We start from the raw sequence: 16,913 nt of genomic DNA, 5'->3' as shown, positions 1-16,913 counted from the left end.
CCGCGGCCGGCGACCCGCCGCCCTCCTTCAGTCCAGGATCAGCGATGCCCAACCAAGGTCTGTCCGTCAATCTCGCCACGGTGCGCCAGCAGTGGAACCTGGGCGAGGCGGTCGCCGCCTGCGCCCGCCATGGCATCCGCGCCGTCGATCCGTGGCGCGATCAGGTGGCCGGCTACGGCCTCGCCGACTCCGCCAAGGTCATCCGCGACCATGGTATGACGGTCACCGGCTATTGCCGCGGCGGCATGTTCCCGTCGGCCGATCGGGACGGGCGGCTCGCCGCCATCGACGACAATCGCCGTGCCCTCGACGAGGCCGCCACGCTGGGCGCCCAGTGCCTGGTGCTGGTGGTGGGCGGCCTGCCGCCCGGCTCGCGCGATCTCGCCGGCGCCCGCGAGATGGTGGCCGAAGGCATGGCGGCGGTACTGCCGCACGCCCGCGCCGTCGGGGTGCCGCTCGCCATCGAGCCGCTGCACCCGATGTATGCGGGCGATCGCGCCTGCGTGAACACGCTCGGCCAGGCGCTCGATCTCTGCGATCGGCTCGGCCCCGACGTCGGCGTCGCCATCGACGCCTACCACGTCTGGTGGGACCCCGATCTCGCCGCCCAGATCGCCCGCGCCGGCCGCGACAAGCGCATTCTCGCCTATCACATCTGCGACTGGCTGGTGCCGACCCGCGATCTCCTGCTCGATCGCGGCATGATGGGCGACGGCGTCATCGACCTGCCGGCGATCGGCCAGATGATCGAGAACGCCGGCTATGCCGGCTTCCACGAGGTCGAGATCTTCTCGGCCGAGAACTGGTGGAAGCGGCCCGGCGACGAGGTGCTGGCGACCTGCCTGGAGCGCTTCGCCACCGTCTGCTGAGCCGGCGACGCGACATACGCCATCGGTGCGAACCAGCGCCGCCGCGATGCGTTCACCCGGCAGGCGCCGATCGCGCCGGCGCAGGCCGGACGTGACCGGCGCATCCGGCGCGCCCGCGGGGGCGCAGCCTGTTCGAGCGAACAGCGACGGTGAGGGTGAGCGGGCACCGCGAGCGGGGCTCGCGCCACCTCGCGCGTCGTCGTCCGGTACCGTCGTCGGCCGGTGCCGTCGGTGCCGGCCCGTTCCGGCCGCCACGGCGGATCGATCGACGGCCGTTCGTGCCGGTGAGCCCCCGCGGACCCGCGTCTCCCCCGACACAGGAGATCAACCCATGGCGAACACGCTGAAAGGCTGCAAGGTGGCGGTGCTGGCCACCGACGGATTCGAGCAAGTGGAGCTGACCGAGCCGGTGAAGGCGTTGCGCGAGAGCGGCGCCGAGGTCCAGGTGGTATCCCCCAAGGCGGGCCGCATCCAGGGCTTCAACCATCACGACAAGGCCGACACGGTGGCGGTCGACCGCACGTTGGACGAGGCGCGGCCGGACGACTACGCGGCCCTGCTGCTGCCCGGCGGCGTGATCAACCCGGACGCACTGCGGCTGGAGCCGAAGGCGGTCGACTTCGTGCGTCACTTCGGCAAGACCGGCAAGCCGGTCGCCGCGATCTGCCACGGTCCCTGGATGCTGATCGATTCGGGCATCGCCAAGGGGCGGACGGTGACGTCCTGGCCGTCGTTGCAAACCGATCTGCGCAACGCCGGCGCGAAATGGGTCGACCAGGAGGTGGTGGTCGATCAAGGACTCGTCACCTCGCGGAAGCCGCAGGACATCCCGGCCTTCAACCGCAAGATGATCGAGGAGTTCGGCGAAGGCCGCCACGCGCGCACCGCGGCCGAGTAAGGCGCCACCTTCATAATCCTGCCCCGATCCGGTGGTAGGTGCACTGCATCAATCGAACCCAAGACGGTCGCGGCGGCCCGGTCTCCGGGCCGCCGTCGTCGTCTCCGTAACCACCATGACGTGTGCCGGCCGCTTGCCTCGCGGCGGGTCGGTCTCGCGTTCCTGAAGACCGCAATACGAGTCCGAGTTCCGATCTCCCCCATGTCCGTTCGTCCTTCCGTCTCCGATCGCGCGCTGGTGCCGACGCACGCGCGCCGGCCGCAATCGTCCGTCCCTCGCTTCACCTACCGGCGGGCCTGGCACGCCGCCCGCGATCTCTCCCGCCGTGCCGTGCCGGATGGGCCCGGGCGCCGGCGCTCCTGGCTGTTCCTCGTCTCGATCGGCATCCCGTTCGCGGCCGGCACGCTGATCGGCGATCCGCGCGGCGCCGTCATGGGCGCGCTGGTCGGCATGATGTGCGGCTTCGCCGACGAGGACGAACGCGGCCTCGGCGCGCGGCTGCTGATCCTCGCCCAGATCGCGCTCGGCATGCTGGTCGGCACCACCATCGGCACCCATCTGCGCGGCTATGCCGATCCGTTCTGGCTGGTGTTCGGCCTGGCGCTGTTCTTCGCCGGCTGGCTCACCGAGTTCGGCAAGGGGCCGCATCTGGCGGCGCGCTACGCCGCGATCTCGCTCGGCCTGTCGGCCGGCTTCCCGGACGTCGAGCCGCACCACCATCTCTATGCGGCGCTCGCCGTCGTGGTGGCCGGCGTGGTGCGCACCGTCGATCATCTTTGGCACGGCGCGATGCCGATGCCGCACGGCTTCGTGCCGCCGCGGCTGGACCGCCGCGTCGAGTGGCTGCGCTTCGCCGTCGCCTATGCGGTGGTCGGCGCCCTCGGCCTGTGGATCGGCATCGCGCTCGGCATGACGCGCGCCATCTGGATCACCATCGCGCCGCTCGTCGTGATGCAGCCGGGTGCCGAGATCACCTATCGGCGGATCGTCGAGTTCATGTTCGGCACCACCATCGGGGTGGTGGTCGCCTGGGTGCTCATCCACTCGCTGCCGTCGGCGCCGCTGGTGGTGATCGCCATAGCCATCGCGCCCACCATCCCGCTGTTCTTCCCGCATCGGTTCTGGCTACAGACCGCGCTGATCGCCGTGATGCTGCTGATCGCCTTCCGGCTGGCGCTGCCCGATCCGCGCTCGGTGACGGCGTTGATCGTCGAGCGGCTGGAGGACATCATGCTGGGCTGCGGCCTGGCGCTGGTCGGCGCCGTGATGGCGTTCGGCCGGGCCGGCTGGGAGTCGTTCCGCGAGACCATCGCGGACGCCAATGTCGACGCCCGTTGATCGACTGCTCGGCGGGCCTCAGTGCCCGCCGAAGAAGCCCAGCCGGGCATAGACCCGGCGGGCATACTGCGCGAACGCATCGGTGGTCTTGACGTCGAAGGCGCGCGGCTGCGGCAGTTCGATCGGGAAGAACTCCGCCATGCGGGCCGGCCGCGCCGTCAGCACGGCGCAGTGGGTTCCGAGAAAGATCGCCTCGCCGATGTCGTGGGTGACGAACACGATGGTCTTGCGGCTCTGCCGCCAGATCCGTTGCAGCTCGAGCTGCATCTGCTCGCGCGTGATGGCGTCCAGCGCCCCGAACGGCTCGTCAGCGAGGATCAGCTTGGGATCGTGGACGAGGGCGCGGGCGATGGCGCAGCGCTGCTGCATGCCGCCCGAGAGCTGCTGCGGATACTTGTCCTCGTAGCCGGCGAGGCCGACCATGGCGAGGAGGTCGCGGGCGCGCTCGCGGCTCGCCCGGCGGGGCAGGCCGATGATCTCGGCCGGCAGCAAAACGTTGTCCAGCACGGTGCGCCACTTGAGCAGCAGCGCCTGCTGAAAGATCATGCCGACGTCGCGGCCGGGATCGAAGCGCGTGGTGCTGTTGCCGATCTGGACGATGCCGCTCTCGTGGCCGTGCAGGCCAGCCAGGATCTTCAGTACCGTCGACTTGCCGCAGCCGGACGGGCCGACCAGCGACACCAGCTCGCCCTCCGCCACCTCCATGGTGACGTCCGAGACGGCGAGATGGGCGGTGCGGCCGCGGCCATAGACCTTGCGGACGTTTTTCAGCGTGATGAACGGCTCGCTCATGCCAGCCACCGCTCCAGGTTGGCGCGCACGAAGGCGTCGTCGGACAGATCGGCGTGCTCGCGCAGCACGCGGTCGATGGCTTCGGCCTGGCCCGGCCCGAGCCCTTCGCCCGGGTCCAGGCACCAGGTGCCGGCCAGGAGGCCCTGGCGGCGCAGCACCTCGTGGCAGCCGGCGATGCAGCCGTGGAACGCATTGGCGACGTCGAAGAAGGCGGCGTTGCAGTCGGTGACGCGCGAGTCGAGGGCGAGCAGATCGGCGTCGACGGTGCCGGCGGCGCGCGCCGCCCGGCAGCGCTCGAACAGCGCCACGGCGCTCGCGGTCCACACCGACCAGTGGCCGAGCAGGCCGCCCTTGATGGTGGCCCGCACGGTGCGGCCGCCGATCCGCACATCGAACGGCAGCACCAGGTCGAGCACGATGTGATCGTCGTTGCCGGTGTAGAGGGTGACGCGGTCGAGCGCGCCGGCCTCGGCGACGCCGCGGATCACGTCCAGCGTGCGGTAGCGGTCGAACGGCGCCATCTTGATGGCGACGACATTGTCGATGGCCGCGAAGCGCCGCCAGAAGTCGGCCGAGAGCCGCAAGCCGCCGACCGCCACCTGGAGATAGAAGCCGACCAGCGGGATCTCGGCCGCCACCGCCTCGCAGTGGGCGACGATCGCGTCCTCGTCGCGCCCCTTCAGAGCCGCGAGGCTCAGCAGGCCGGCGTGATAGCCGAGCGCCACCGCGGTTCGCGCCTCGTCGACCGCCTGGGCGGTGTCGCCGGCGAGCCCCGCGATCATCACCAGCGGCCGCTCGGTCCACGCCCGCGCCGTCTCGGCGGCGAGCCGTAGCACCGGCTCGTACAGCCCGACGTCGCGGATGGCGAACTGGGTGGTGTGGACCCCGACCGCGAGGCCGCCGGCGCCGGCATCGACATAGTAGCGGGTGAGGGCGCGCTGGCGGCGGGTGTCGAGCGTGCGCGCCTCGGTCAGCGCCAGCGGATGCGCCGGAATGACGGTGCCCTCCGCCAGGAGACGGAGGATGTCGGGGTCGAGCCGGGATCGATGCAGGCTCATGGTGCTTCTCGTTCCTCGTGTCGGCGGCGCTGCCGCAGAGCCGCTGCGGCGTTCCGCTCACCCGAACTCCGGCCCGGCGATCGCCATGGCGATCGCCGTGTCGCCGCGCGGGGCCTCGCCCCGCACCATCCGCTGCAACGGCCGCTCCTCGACGAAGCCATGCGCGGCGAGGCGTGCCCGCAGGTCGGCCCGCCGCGCCACCAGATCGACGATCAGCGGTCCCGGCTCACGGGCGATCACCGCGTCGAGCAGGTCCGCCGCGGCGGCCTCGTCCTCGGCGTAGAGCGGGCCGATATGGCGGGCGCAGCGGCCGGCCCGCACCAGGCAGGCGGCCCCCGGCCGGGCGTGCAGCACGGTGCCGGGCCGCGCCAGGATGTCGTCGATCAGCGCCGCGCGGTCGGCCGCCAGGGCGCGCCGATCGAGGGCGAGCAGCACGTCGCGGCCGGCCGGGTCGATGGCAGTTTCGCCGGGTCGCTCGTCGGTCGCGGGCCGCGTCCGCCGCAGCCGCACGAGATCGATGACCGGCACGAAGCCGAGCGGCCCGTAGACGGCGGCGCCCTGCGGCGTCGCGTCGAGCAGCGGCGTCACGCCCTCGGCCTCGGCGGTCTCGATGCAGCGGTGCAGCAGCGCCGAGGCGAGGCCGTGGCGACGCCAGGTCGCCGTCACCAGCACCATGCTGATCCAGGCGATGCGCGGCGCTTCCCCGAGCGGCGCGTAGGGCAGCAGCGCCGCGGTGGCGACCAGCCGGTCGTCCGCCCGCATCGCCAGCACCCGCCCGCGGGTGCGGAACAGTGTCCAGTCGTCCGCCGTCTGGTTCCACCGCGCCTCGTCGGACAGCGCCAGCGCGGCGCGCGTCTCGTGCGGCGCGAGCGGCGTCATGGCGCCGAGGTCAATAGCGCCCATCTCGCACCTCGAACTTGGTCGCCTTGCCGAGGCTCGGCATCGCCCGCCCGACCCAGTCGGCGGTCCAGTCCAGCATGGGCTCGATGCCGACCACGGGCTGCCCGAACAGCTCTTGCGCCGCGCGGGTGTCGGTGAGCCAGGCGGTCGCCGCCTCCTGCCCGGTGATCGCCGGGACGCGGCCGAGACGCTGTCCCAGAGCCTCGGCGAGGCTGCGCACCGACAGCGTCTCGGGTCCGCTCACATTGATCGGGCTGGTCGGCGTGGTGGCGTGGCGCAGGCAGCGCAGCGCCTGCGCGGCGGCGTCGCCCTGCCAGATCACGTTGACATGGCCCATGGTGACGTCGATCGGCTGCCCCGCCGCGATCTTGGCGGCGATGTCGTGCAGCACGCCGTAACGCATGTCGATCGCGTAGTTGAGGCGGAACAGCCGGCCCGGCGTGCCGTGCAGCGCCGAGAAGTAGGAGAACAGGCGCTCGCGGCCGACGCAGGACTGGGCGTATTCGCCGGGCGGATCGAGCGGGGTCGCCTCGCCGGCGCCGCCGCCGTCGACCGGCACGAACGGATAGACGCAGCCGGTCGAGAAGGCGACGATGCGCGAGCGGGCGAAGCGGCGCGCCACCACGGCGGGGCTGTAAACGTTCATCGCCCAGGTGAGGGCGAGATCGCCCTCCGCGCCGAACTTACGACCCGCCATGAAGATGACGTTGGCGACCTCGGGCAGCGCCGCGACGGCGGCCTCGTCGAGCAGATCGCAGGCGAGCGTCTCGATGCCGCGGGCCTCCAGGCTCTCGCGCAGGCCCGGCTCGCTGAAGCGGGCGACGCCGATCACCCGCTTGGCCGGCGCCGCCGCCTTGGCGAGCCCCGCCACCGTCGGCCCCATCTTGCCGCCGACGCCGAGCACCAGGATATCGCCGTCGACCTGCGCCAGATCGTCGATCAGCGCCCGCGTCGGCCGGCACAGCAGATCGTCGAGCGCCGCGAGATCGGCGATGCGCGCGGGCAGGCCGTCGTCGAGCAGTGGCGCGACGGGCGGCGTGACGGACGGAGGGGCGGTCATGCGGGCCTCACTGGATGAAGCATCATTGGATGCGGGCGTCGCGCACGACGACCAGACGTTCGAGCAGGAGCACCAGCCCGTAGAGGACGACGCCGATGAGCGTCAGCAGGATGACGGCCATCAGCATGCCGGCGGTGTCGAGTCCGGCCTGAACCTGGATCATCAGGTAGCCGAGGCCGCGTTCCGAGGCGATGAACTCGCCGACCGTGGCACCGGCGACGGCCAGGATGGCGCCGACCTTCATGCCCGAGAACAGGTAGGGCAGGGCGCCGGGAAGCTGAATCTTCTGGAAGAGCTGCCAGCGCGATCCCTTCAGCGAGCGGACGAGATCGAGCAGGTCGGGATCGACCTCGCTCAGGCCGCGGGCCGTCGTCAGCAGGATCGGGAAAAAGCAGATCGAGAAGGCGATCAGGATATTGGGCACGATGCCGTAGCTGAACCAGACGATGATCAGCGGCCCGAGCGCCACCTTGGGCACCATGTTGAGGGTGACGAACAAGGGCAGCAGGATCACGGCGATCAGCCGGAACCACGAGAAGGCGACGGCGCAGACGACGCCGACCACGACGCCGAGCAGATACCCGCCGAAGATCTCGATCGCGGTCACCGTCACGTTCGGAAGCCAGGCATAGTGCGGCTGCGCGAGCGTCGCCAGGGTGGCGCGCGGCGACGGCAGCACGAAGGCGGGAATCGCGAACAGGTCGACGGCGAGCTGCCAGACGAGGACGACGCCGAGATGGACGGCGATCACCGTGGCGGTCTTGGCGAGGGCCGCGCGGGTGGCGGCGGCGCGGGAGGGGTCACCACCCGGCGGCGCACCGTCGTCGAGCACGCCGGCGTCGAGCACGCCCGCGTCGATCGCGCCGGCGCCCGCGGCATCGACGGTCGCCGTGGCGGCAGAAGGATTCGGTACGTCGCCTGTACGATCCGCGTTCACCGGCCGTCCTCTCGTTCGGCCGCCCGTCGCACGGGCGTCGGCCTTCAGATGTAGCGCGGCCCGCGCCCCATATCAACCGTCTGGTTGATAGGCGTCACGGCCGCAGGGCGTTCATCACCAGATCGACCACGTGGGCGCGGCGCGTCGCCACCGCGGCCCGGCTGTCGAGCCGGCGCTTGAAGATGGTCGACAGCGTGGCGGCGTTGGAGAAGTAGAAGTAGCCGAGCGCCGCGATCGAGACATAGAGCTGGAGCGGATCGACGCCGGGCCGGAAGACGCCGGCCGCGACGCCCTTGTCGAGGGTCGCGGCGATCAGCGCGATCAGCGGCGAATGCATGGTCGGCAGCTTGCCGGAGCGGCGCACATGCACGGCGCCGTGGCGGTTCTCGTCGGTGAGGATCGACACGAAGTCCGGATGGGCCGCGAGGTGATCGAACGAGATGCCGATCAGATGCGCGATCGCCTCGGCGGGCGCCATGCCGGCGAGATCGACGGTGCGCTCGGCGGCACGGATCTCGTCGTAGAGCCATTCCAGCACCGCGAGATAGAGCGCGTCCTTGTCGCCGAAGTGATGATAGACGAGCTGCTTGTTCACCCCGGCGCGGGCCGCGATCTCGTCGACACGGGCGCCGGCGAGGCCCTTGGCGGCGAACTCGGTGCGGGCGGCGGCCAAGAGGGCGCGGCGCGTCGCCGCAGGGTCGCGGGTTCGGCGGGCCGGCCGCGACGGGGAGGCTTCGGTCTTGCAAGGGGCGATGCTGCGGGACGACGGGGCTTGCGCCGCGGCGTCGCGGCGCGTGGCGCCGGCCTGCTTAGTGCTGGCCTGCTTTGGACCGCCCTGCTTGGTGCGCGCGCGCGTGCCCCCGGCCGATGCTGCGCCGTCGCCTCGCCTGCCGTCGCCTCGCCCGATCTCGCCGCCGGGGCCGCTCCGTCGCCTCGCCATCCGAACCAACCAGCCAGTTGAATGTTCATTGACGCGCTGTCACCTCGTTGGTACCGATTCCGTGGCGGCCTCACAAGCCGTGCCGGAGCGCGAGGCTCCTCCGGCGGAGTGATACGAGATCCGGGTGATCCATTCCGTGGCCGTTCCGGACGCCGCGAAGCGGCTGTCCGGAATCCAGCCGAGAGTCCGAAGTTTGCCGCGGGATGACGTGTTGCGCTGGGGTCCGGGTTCGCGGCTTCGCCGCGCACCGGAACGACGGCGAGCTGATCACCCGGAAACAGTATGATTCGGCCATCGCGGCGCAGGCGTTCAGCCGCGCAAGCCGCAGCGGGCCGGTCGTTCGGGCGGTCAACCAGGGGGGTCGGCCGAAGTGCCGCGCCGCCCGCAGCGGAGCTTGCATCATGGTCGAGACGAACGCGGCCCGGATTTCCGGGATCGGTCGATGGTCGGCGCGGGTCGCCGGCACCGTCCTCGCGGCGGGCGTGGTCGCGGCGCTCGCGCTGCCGGGCGTCGCGCAGGCGCAGGCCCCCGAGAAGGTGACGCTTGTCCTCAACTGGGTGCCGACGGCCGATCACGCCGCCTATTATTATGCCAAGCAGCAGGGTCTGTATGCCAAGGCCGGCATCGATCTCTCGATCGAGGTCGGACGCGGCTCGGCGTTGTCGGCCCAGAAGGTCGGCTCGGGTGGCGCCGCGTTCGGGGTGTCGGATCTCGCCACCTCGCTGGTCGCCAGGGGCAAGGGCGCCGATCTCGCCGCCGTGATGATCGTCTACGCCAACTCGCCGCAGGGCTTCTACTGGCTCAAGAGCTCCGGCATCGGCGGCCCGAAGGACTTCGCCGGCCGCAAGATCGGCAACCCGCCCGGTGACGCGGCCCGCATCATGTGGCCGGCCTTCGCCAAGGCGGTGGGTCTCGATCCGGCCTCCGTCACCTTCGTCAACATCACGCCGCAGGCCAAGAACGCCGCGCTGAAGAGCCGCACCGTTGACGTCATCAGCGACTTCTTCAACGAGCACGACACCAAGGTGATCGAGATGGGCGAGGATCTCGTCCATCTGCCGTGGAAGCAGGTCGGCCTCAATCCGTACGGCAACGCCGTGATCGTCAACGGCGCTTTTCTCCAGGCCAAGCCGGCCGTGGTCGAAAACTTCGTCAAGATCTCGCAGCGCGCCTTCGCCCAGTGCGTCGCCGACTTCACGCCCTGCCTGAAGGCGCTGACCGAGGGCGTGTCGGGCCTCGACGAAGCCACCCAGCGGCGCCAGTGGGAGCGCATCAAGTGGCTGATGACCGACAGCTTCACCACCGAGAAGGGCCTCGGCTGGATCGACGGTGACCGGCTGAAGGCCGATTACGAGCTGGTGCAGACCTATATCGGACTGGACAAGCCGTTCGACCCGGCCACCGCCTTCACCACCCGGTTCCTCGATCCGGCGGTGAAGATGGACGCCTCCAAGGTCAAGAACTGACGGACCGGCCGGGGCGCCGGCGGGGGCGGACGGCTGACGATAGGGCTTGCGGGCGCCGCAGATCCGCCCCAAGTGTCGTCGAAGACTGATCCGCTTCCGTGGGTCCGCCAGCAAGGCCGCGCCATGCTCCGTCTCGTCGTCTCCGGGCTCGTCGTTTCCCGGTCGTTTGCCGCCATGGCGTCGCGGCTGCGCCCCGTCGCCATGCTCGCCGCTGCTGTCGTCCTTTCGGCGGGGCTGTCGCTCGCCGCGCTGTCGGCAGCAGGGCCGGCGGCCGCCCAGGCCGCGGGCCAGCCGCAGGCGCAGACGGGCCGTGGTGGCGCCGACGCCGTCACCCCGGTCGAGGAGTACGCCAAGCAGGTCGAGGAGCTGAAGAAGGGTTATCCCGATCTCGGCAAGCGCATCGAGGAATCGGCCCGCACCATCGACGAGATGAGCGATGTCGGCACCGCCCGCAAGGAGATCGAGGAGCTGCGCGCCGTCGTCGCCGGCCTGCTCGGCGCCGTCTCCGACAACGGCACGGTGTCGCAGCTCGGCGCCAAGGCGCTGGCGCACGGCCGCGGCAAGCTGAAATCGATCGAGCAGGACGCCCGCTTCAAGCCGGAGGAGCGCGAGTTCCTGCTCGACCAGTGGCGCCGGCTGGTCGCCGAGACCGAGCGCGCCACCGAGGACCTGGAGAGCGCCCGCAAGGAGTTCGCCGATCTCCTGCGCACGCTCCAGACCCGCGAGGACTTCATCGACGAGCTGATGCAGGTGCGCCGCGCCACCGAGGCGCTGGCGGTGATGCGCAACCTCACCCGCGAGATCCGTGACGCCTCCAGCAAGCTGAAGTCCCTGATCGGGGGCCTCAAGCCGCCGGGAGTGTGAGCGATGCGCAAAGTCGTGCTCGCCGCCGGGGCGGCGGCGGCGCTGGCGCTCGGCGGCATCGCCGCCTGCAAGCTCGACGGTGGCGGCACCGGCTATGTGGAGATTCGCACCGTGCCGGTGACGCCGCCGCCCAGCATGACGCTGTTCCTCGGCAGCGCGAAGCTCGATCCGTTCAAGAAGGGCAGCGCCGTGCTGCGCCAGAGCGTCGGCACCCACAAGCTGGGTGTCGCCACCTCGGGCGATCCGATCCCGCTGTGCGAGCTGGTGGTGAAGAAGGACCGCATCACCACCGTCACGGTGTCGCTTTTGGAGCGGCCGCCGCGCTGCCAGTGCCGCGCCACGTCCGGCACCGACGCGGCCTCCAACAAGCGCTGCGAGGGGTGAGGACCGGACGAGCCAGGCTCCCGGCCTTGCAATTCCTCACGCCGCCAGCGGCTCGGCCAGCGACAGGCCGGCACGGGCCGCCGCCAGGTTGAGATCGGCGAACTTCTCCGGCGTCTCGCGGCGGATCGCCTCGGCGAGCGCCTCCGGCCCGCACAGGCCCGACAGCGCCACGAAGGCGCCGAGGGCGACCATGTTGGCGATGCGCGGACTGCCGGTCGCCACCGCGCGCGCCGCGATCGGCAGCCGGTGCAGGCGTCCGCCCGCCGGGCCGGTGGCGATGCCCTCGTCGACGAGGACGAGCGCATCCGGCTTGATCAGCCCGGCCGAGCGGTCGTAGCCGACCTGGTCGAGGGCGATCAGCACGTCGAGCCCGGTCACCAGCGGGAAGTCCGACAGGTCCTCGGTGACCACCACGTCCGAGTGGCAGAAGCCGCCGCGCGAGGTGGGCTCGTAGCTCTGCGACTGCGAGGCGCGCCGCCCTTCGACCGCGAGCGCCTCGAACAGGATGCGGGCACCGAGGATGAGGCCCTGGCCGCCGCTGCCGGCGAGGCGGATCTCCAGCCGGTCGGCGGCCGGCCGGCCTTGTGGGGTGCTCCGGGTCATCGCTCTGTCTCTCCGCGCAGGGCTGCCGCATGGGCCCGCCAGCGCTCGCCGTACTCGGGCAGGTCGCGCTCGACGAACACGCCGGTCGGCAGCGCGTTCGGGCGGAACGGCTGGTCGGGCGCGTCGCGCCGCGCTTCCGGCCGCATGTCGGCCTTCTGGCTCAGGATCATCTCGGGGGCCTCGCCGAGATCGTTCTTGCGTCCGTAGATCTCGGTGCAGTCCGACATCACCTCGACGAAGGCGAAGCCGGGGTGGCGCAGCGCCCGGGCGATCAGTGTCTTCAGCGCCGGCGCCTGGCGGGTCACCTCGCGGCCGACGAAGCCGGCCCCCGCGGCGGCGGCGAGCGCGCAGGCGTCGAACACCGGCTCGATGGCGCCGGACGGCGTCGTCGAGGTCAGGCGGGTCGCCGCCGTGGTCGGCGACGCCTGGCCGCCGGTCATGCCGTAGACCTCGTTGTTGAGCATCAGGCAGGTGATGTCGAGATTGCGCCGGGCGGCGTGGATCAGGTGGTTGCCGCCGATGGCGAGGCAATCGCCGTCGCCGGTCACCACCACGACGGTGAGGTCTGGCCGCGCCAGCTTCAGCCCGGTCGCGAAGGCGAGCGGCCGGCCGTGGGTGGTGTGGAACGTGTTGGCGTCGATGTAGCCGCCGACCCGGCCGGAGCAGCCGATGCCGCAGACGACGGCGAGCCGGTCCTTGTCGATGCCGCAGTCGTGGACGGCGGCGAGCAGCGCCCGCAGCGCGATCCCGTGGCCGCAGCCCGGGCACATGAAGTGCGGCATGGTGTCGAGCCGCAGATAGTCCTTGATGTCGAACGGCAGCGTTCGGGTGGCCTCAAGCATGGCGGGCGAGCTCCCTCACGGCGGCGGCGATCTCGCCGGGCGTCATCGGCTCGCCGTCGATGCGGCCGAGCGGGCGGACCGGCGGCGCGTGCCCGATCACGCGCTGCACCTCGAGCACGAGCTGGCCGGCGTTCATCTCCGGCACCAGCACGGCGCGGGCGGTCTCGGCGGCGCGCAGCAGCGCCCGCTCCGGGAACGGCCACACGGTGACGGGGCGGAACAGCCCGGCTTTGACGCCGTCGCGGCGCAGCTCGGTGACAGCGCGGCGCGCGGCGCGCGCCGTGATGCCGTAGGCGACGACCAGCACCTCGGCGTCCTCGGTGGCGAGCGTCTCGGTCTTCTCGATGCCGGCGAGATGCAGGTCGATCTTGCCGAGCAGGCGGCGCATCATGCGGTCGGCCACCGTCGGCGACTGGGTCGGGAAGCCGCTCTCCGCGTGGGTCAGCCCGGTGGTGTGGACGCGGTGGCCGTCGCCCGGCCGCGCCATCGCCGGCACGCCGTCGTCGTCGGCCGCGTAGGGCTGGAAGCCCCCCGCGCCGTTGGCCCATTTGCGGGTCGCGACCTTGACGGCCTCGGGCGGCGGAATGGCGACACTCTCCAGGAGCTGGGCGATCACCTGGTCGTACAGCACGGTGACCGGGGTCCGCAGCCGCTCGGCGAGGTCGAAGGCGCGGATGGTCTCGGTGTAGATCTCCTGCACCGAGGCGGGCGCCAGCGCCACCACCGGACGGTCGCCGTGGCTGCCGAAGCGGGCCTGCATCACGTCGCCCTGGGCCGGCCGCGTCGGCATGCCGGTCGACGGGCCGCCGCGCATCACGTCGATGACGACGCAGGGCACCTCGGTCATCGCGGCGTAGCCGATGTTCTCCTGCATCAGCGAGAAGCCGGGGCCGGAGGTCGCCGTCATGGCGCGCATGCCGCCGAGAGAAGCGCCGATCACCGCCGCGATCGAGGCGATCTCGTCCTCCATCTGCACGAACACGCCGCCGGCGCGCGGCAGCGCGTGCGACATGTGCTCGGCGATCTCGGACGACGGGGTGATCGGATAGCCGGCGAAGAAGCGGCAGCCGGCCGCCACCGCGGCGAGCGCGCAGGCGTGGTTGCCGTGCAGAGCGGTGAGCCGTGCGGTCATGCCGGCACTCCTTCGTTGCGGACCGTGACGGCGAAGTCCGGGCACAGCCATTCGCACACCCGGCAGCCGGTGCAGGCCGAGGGCGTCGCCACCACGGCGATCGGCCCGTCCATGGCGAGGCAGCGCTCCGGGCACAGCTTCACGCAGATGGCGCAACCCTTGCACCAGGCCGGATCGATGGCGACGCTGATGTGGAGATCCGGCAGAGCGGCCGGCGGCGGTGAAGCCACCGTCGCATCGGCCGTCCCGGGATCACCGATGTCGGTTCGTGGTGGCGTCCAGGCGCGGCCGGCGTCGAAGGCGCGGCGGTTGATCTCGGCGGTGCCCTTGGGGGCGATGGCCTCGACCACCGCGTGCCAGTCGCCGACCGGGTAGTCGAGCCAGGCGGAGAGGCGGCCGAGCAGCACGGTGTTGGCGGTGCGGGCGTCACCGAGCGCGGTGGCGATCTCGGTGGCGTCGAGGGCGCAGCCGTCGGCATGGCGGCCGACGATCTCGGCCGGGGTCTCGCGCGCATAGGCGGAGGGGGCGCCCGGCTTGCGGCTGCGGCACGCGAAGGGCGGCACGATGCGCCGGGTATCGGCGATGAACACGCCGCGGCCCGGGCGCAGGTGATCGAGCCAGCGCAACCCCTCGGCCCATTCGAGCGCGATCAGCACGTCGGCCTCGCCCTTGGCGATGGTCGGCGACCACACCTTGGGGGCGAAGCGGACGTGGCTGAACACGATGCCGCCCCGCTTGGCCATGCCGTGAACCTCGCTCTGCTTGACCTCGAAGCCGCGCCGCTGCGCCAGCAGGGCGAGCGCCTTGGAGATCATCAGAACGCCCTGGCCGCCGACGCCGACCACCAGGATGTTGAGGCCGGTCTCGACGCAACGCGGGGCCGGGGCGAAATCGTCGTTGGGGAGCGGACGCATCACGTTGGTGCCTCACGCCGTGACGGGCTGGATGCAGTCGGTGGTGCAAACCTGCGCGCACAGGGTGCAGCCGATGCAGGTGGTGGCGTCGATCGCCACCTTGTGGCGGCCCTCGAACAGCTCGCCCGACCAGGTGATCGACGGGCAGCCGAGATTCATGCACGCCTGGCAGGCGATGCAGCCCTCCGGCCGCACCATCAGCGGGGCGCCCTTGATCTTCACCGGATCGAGCACGCAGGGGCGCTCGGCGATCACCACTGAGACTCCGCGATAGGCGGTCGCCTCGCGCAATGTCTGCATCAGCCGGCCGACGTCGTAGGGGTCGACCACCCGCACCCAGTCGATGCCGACGGCACGGCACAGCGCCGCGTAATCGACCCGGGGGGCCGGTTCGCCGCGTAGCGTCCGCCCGGTGCCGGGATGGTCCTGGCCGCCGGTCATCGCGGTGATGTGGTTGTCGAGGATCACGACGGTGATGTCGGCCTTGTTGTAGACGGCGTCGATCAGCGGCGGAATGCCGGAGTGCAGGAAGGTCGAGTCGCCGATGGTGGCGACGACGGGCTTCTCGGCGCCCGCCTTGGCCATGCCGATGGCGTTGCCGATGCTCGCTCCCATGCACACGCAGGTGTCCATGGAGCGCAGCGGATCGATGGCCGCCAGGGTGTAGCAGCCGATATCGCCGGCCACATGCGCCCCGATGCTGCGCAGCGCCAGGAAGCTCGCGGTGTGCGGGCAGCCCGAGCACAGCACCGGCGGCCGCGCCATCGGGGCGATGGCGGCCGGCGGCACCGGCGCCGGCGGCGCCATCAGGCCGGCCTTGGCGAGCCCCTCGCGCAAGAGCTCGACCGACAGCTCACCGAGCCGCGGGAACAGGCTCTTGCCCTCGCACGGCAGGCCGAGGCCGCGGATCGCCTCCTCCAGCGCCGGCTCCAGCTCCTCGACCACGATCAGCCGGTCGACGGTCGCCGCGAAGGCGCGGATCGCCTCGGCGGCCAGCGGATAGCTGCCGGCGAGCTTGAGCACCGGCAGGTGCGGCGCCGCCTCCTTGACGTAGAGATAGCCGATGCCGGTCGTCACGATGCCGCAGCGCCCGCCGGCCGCGCCCTCCGGCGTGCTGCCGTCGCCGTCGCCGTCGTCGCGCAGCGTCAGCGGCGTCTCGGAGAACCAGCGGGCCAGCGCCGCCTCGCGGGCGATCACCTTGGGGTGCAGCCGGCGCGCATTGGCCGGGATCGTCACGGTGCGGGTGTGGTCGCCGACGAAGCCGCGCGATGGGGGCACCGTGCGGGCGCCGACCCGGACGACGCTGCGGGTGTGCGACAGCCGCGTGGTGCCGCGCAGGATCACCGGCGTCTCGAACTCCTCGCTCAGCGCGAAGGCGACCTTGGTGTATTCCAGCGCCTCCTGGGCGTCGGCCGGCTCCAGGATCGGCACGCCGGCCAGCTTGGCGAACAGGCGGGTGTCCTGCTCGTTCTGCGACGAGTGGATGCCGGGGTCGTCGCACACGACGATCACCAGGCCGCCATGGGCGCCGATATAGGACATGCTCATCAGCGAGTCGGACGCGACGTTGAGTCCGACATGCTTCATCGCGGCGAGCGCGCGGACGCCCGCGAAGGACGCCCCGATGGCGGTGTCGAGCGCCACCTTCTCGTTGACCGACCACTGCGCCGTCACCTCGGCCGGATCGTAGTCGGCGAAGCTCTCCAGAATCTCGGTCGACGGCGTGCCTGGATAGGCGGCGGCGACCCGCACGCCGGCCTCCCAGGCGCCGCGCGTGATGGCCTCGTTGCCGGTCAGCGGCAGCGCCTCGGCAATGGTGGTCCGGCCGGTCCGGGAGACGGCCTCCAGCGTTTCGGCAGTCACGTTCGTCTCCCCTCCTGGCCCCTTTGGGCCGGCTTCGTCGCGCTTCGCGGCAC

Annotated in this window: 17 protein-coding genes; 6 read left to right on the top strand and 11 right to left on the bottom strand. The window is 71.6% G+C overall.

The window, feature by feature from the left end:
- The first annotated feature begins 44 nt into the window (after positions 1 to 44).
- The 3 genes from ACFQUV_RS00470 (at position 45) to ACFQUV_RS00460 (ending at position 3,105) form a co-directional block, all read left to right on the top strand.
- Positions 45 to 869 carry a sugar phosphate isomerase/epimerase gene (locus ACFQUV_RS00470; RefSeq protein ID WP_129608509.1) on the top strand — a complete coding sequence of 275 codons (825 nt, stop codon included), beginning with the start codon at positions 45 to 47 and terminating at the stop codon, positions 867 to 869.
- Between the two features lie 331 nt (positions 870 to 1,200).
- Positions 1,201 to 1,767 carry a type 1 glutamine amidotransferase domain-containing protein gene (locus tag ACFQUV_RS00465; RefSeq protein ID WP_129608508.1) on the top strand — a complete coding sequence of 189 codons (567 nt, stop codon included), beginning with the start codon at positions 1,201 to 1,203 and terminating at the stop codon, positions 1,765 to 1,767.
- Positions 1,768 to 1,968: 201 nt separating this feature from the next.
- A complete protein-coding gene (locus tag ACFQUV_RS00460; protein WP_129608507.1) occupies positions 1,969 to 3,105 on the top strand; it encodes an FUSC family protein in 1,137 nt (378 codons plus the stop codon).
- An 18-nt stretch (positions 3,106 to 3,123) separates the two neighbouring features.
- Here ACFQUV_RS00460 and ACFQUV_RS00455 read toward each other — a convergent pair whose 3' ends face one another.
- The 6 genes from ACFQUV_RS00455 to ACFQUV_RS00430 all read right to left on the bottom strand — a co-directional run bounded on the left by ACFQUV_RS00455 (position 3,124) and on the right by ACFQUV_RS00430 (position 8,525).
- Positions 3,124 to 3,906 (bottom strand): ABC transporter ATP-binding protein, encoded by a 783-nt coding sequence (locus ACFQUV_RS00455; protein WP_165363832.1) that lies wholly within the window; start codon positions 3,904 to 3,906, stop codon positions 3,124 to 3,126.
- Complete coding sequence (locus ACFQUV_RS00450; protein WP_244601519.1) at positions 3,894 to 4,955, bottom strand: dihydrodipicolinate synthase family protein; 1,062 nt, start codon at positions 4,953 to 4,955, stop codon at positions 3,894 to 3,896. The genes ACFQUV_RS00455 and ACFQUV_RS00450 overlap by 13 nt, the downstream gene beginning before the upstream one ends.
- 57 nt (positions 4,956 to 5,012) lie before the next feature.
- Positions 5,013 to 5,858 (bottom strand): GNAT family N-acetyltransferase, encoded by an 846-nt coding sequence (locus tag ACFQUV_RS00445; RefSeq protein WP_129608505.1) that lies wholly within the window; start codon positions 5,856 to 5,858, stop codon positions 5,013 to 5,015.
- Entirely contained in the window at positions 5,845 to 6,915 is a 1,071-nt protein-coding gene (locus ACFQUV_RS00440; RefSeq protein ID WP_129608504.1) for an NAD(P)-dependent oxidoreductase, read from the bottom strand. The genes ACFQUV_RS00445 and ACFQUV_RS00440 overlap by 14 nt, the downstream gene beginning before the upstream one ends.
- A gap of 22 nt (positions 6,916 to 6,937) precedes the next feature.
- Positions 6,938 to 7,666, bottom strand: a complete 729-nt coding sequence (locus tag ACFQUV_RS00435; RefSeq protein ID WP_244601522.1) for an ABC transporter permease — start codon at positions 7,664 to 7,666, stop codon at positions 6,938 to 6,940.
- Positions 7,667 to 7,946: 280 nt separating this feature from the next.
- Positions 7,947 to 8,525 carry a TetR/AcrR family transcriptional regulator gene (locus ACFQUV_RS00430; protein ID WP_244601518.1) on the bottom strand — a complete coding sequence of 193 codons (579 nt, stop codon included), beginning with the start codon at positions 8,523 to 8,525 and terminating at the stop codon, positions 7,947 to 7,949.
- A gap of 668 nt (positions 8,526 to 9,193) precedes the next feature.
- Between ACFQUV_RS00430 and ACFQUV_RS00425 the strand changes: the two genes are divergently transcribed.
- From ACFQUV_RS00425 to ACFQUV_RS00415, 3 genes are all read left to right on the top strand, one after another.
- Positions 9,194 to 10,258 (top strand): ABC transporter substrate-binding protein, encoded by a 1,065-nt coding sequence (locus ACFQUV_RS00425; RefSeq protein ID WP_129608502.1) that lies wholly within the window; start codon positions 9,194 to 9,196, stop codon positions 10,256 to 10,258.
- A gap of 123 nt (positions 10,259 to 10,381) precedes the next feature.
- The gene (locus ACFQUV_RS00420) at positions 10,382 to 11,122 is read left to right on the top strand and encodes a hypothetical protein (protein ID WP_129608501.1); all 741 of its coding nucleotides are present in this window, start codon (positions 10,382 to 10,384) and stop codon (positions 11,120 to 11,122) included.
- Between the two features lie 3 nt (positions 11,123 to 11,125).
- On the top strand, positions 11,126 to 11,506 hold the full coding sequence (locus ACFQUV_RS00415; RefSeq protein ID WP_111384361.1) for a hypothetical protein: 381 nt from the start codon (positions 11,126 to 11,128) through the stop codon (positions 11,504 to 11,506).
- A gap of 36 nt (positions 11,507 to 11,542) precedes the next feature.
- Here the strand turns inward: ACFQUV_RS00415 and ACFQUV_RS00410 are convergent, their stop codons facing one another.
- The 5 genes from ACFQUV_RS00410 to iorA are packed head-to-tail and all read right to left on the bottom strand — an operon-like array spanning position 11,543 to position 16,860.
- A complete protein-coding gene (locus ACFQUV_RS00410) occupies positions 11,543 to 12,109 on the bottom strand; it encodes a 2-oxoacid:acceptor oxidoreductase family protein (protein WP_129608500.1) in 567 nt (188 codons plus the stop codon).
- Positions 12,106 to 12,951: a 2-oxoacid:ferredoxin oxidoreductase subunit beta gene (locus tag ACFQUV_RS00405; RefSeq protein WP_129608499.1), complete on the bottom strand. Its 846-nt coding sequence runs from the start codon at positions 12,949 to 12,951 to the stop codon at positions 12,106 to 12,108. The genes ACFQUV_RS00410 and ACFQUV_RS00405 overlap by 4 nt, the downstream gene beginning before the upstream one ends.
- Positions 12,944 to 14,083, bottom strand: coding sequence for a 2-oxoacid:acceptor oxidoreductase subunit alpha (locus ACFQUV_RS00400; protein ID WP_129608498.1), 1,140 nt, complete (start codon positions 14,081 to 14,083; stop codon positions 12,944 to 12,946). The genes ACFQUV_RS00405 and ACFQUV_RS00400 overlap by 8 nt, the downstream gene beginning before the upstream one ends.
- Entirely contained in the window at positions 14,080 to 14,997 is a 918-nt protein-coding gene (locus tag ACFQUV_RS00395) for a 2-oxoacid:acceptor oxidoreductase family protein (protein WP_129608527.1), read from the bottom strand. The genes ACFQUV_RS00400 and ACFQUV_RS00395 overlap by 4 nt, the downstream gene beginning before the upstream one ends.
- Positions 14,998 to 15,009: 12 nt before the next feature.
- Complete coding sequence (gene iorA / locus ACFQUV_RS00390) at positions 15,010 to 16,860, bottom strand: indolepyruvate ferredoxin oxidoreductase subunit alpha (RefSeq protein WP_307719447.1); 1,851 nt, start codon at positions 16,858 to 16,860, stop codon at positions 15,010 to 15,012.
- Between the last annotated feature and the right edge of the window lie 53 nt (positions 16,861 to 16,913).

It is taken from the genome of Rhodoplanes sp. P11 (assembly GCF_964266735.1).
GTDB classification, from domain to species: Bacteria; Pseudomonadota; Alphaproteobacteria; order Rhizobiales; family Xanthobacteraceae; genus Rhodoplanes; species Rhodoplanes serenus.
The sequence above is the reverse complement of the archived record's forward strand: the minus strand, read 5'-3'. Positions and strand labels throughout refer to the sequence as shown.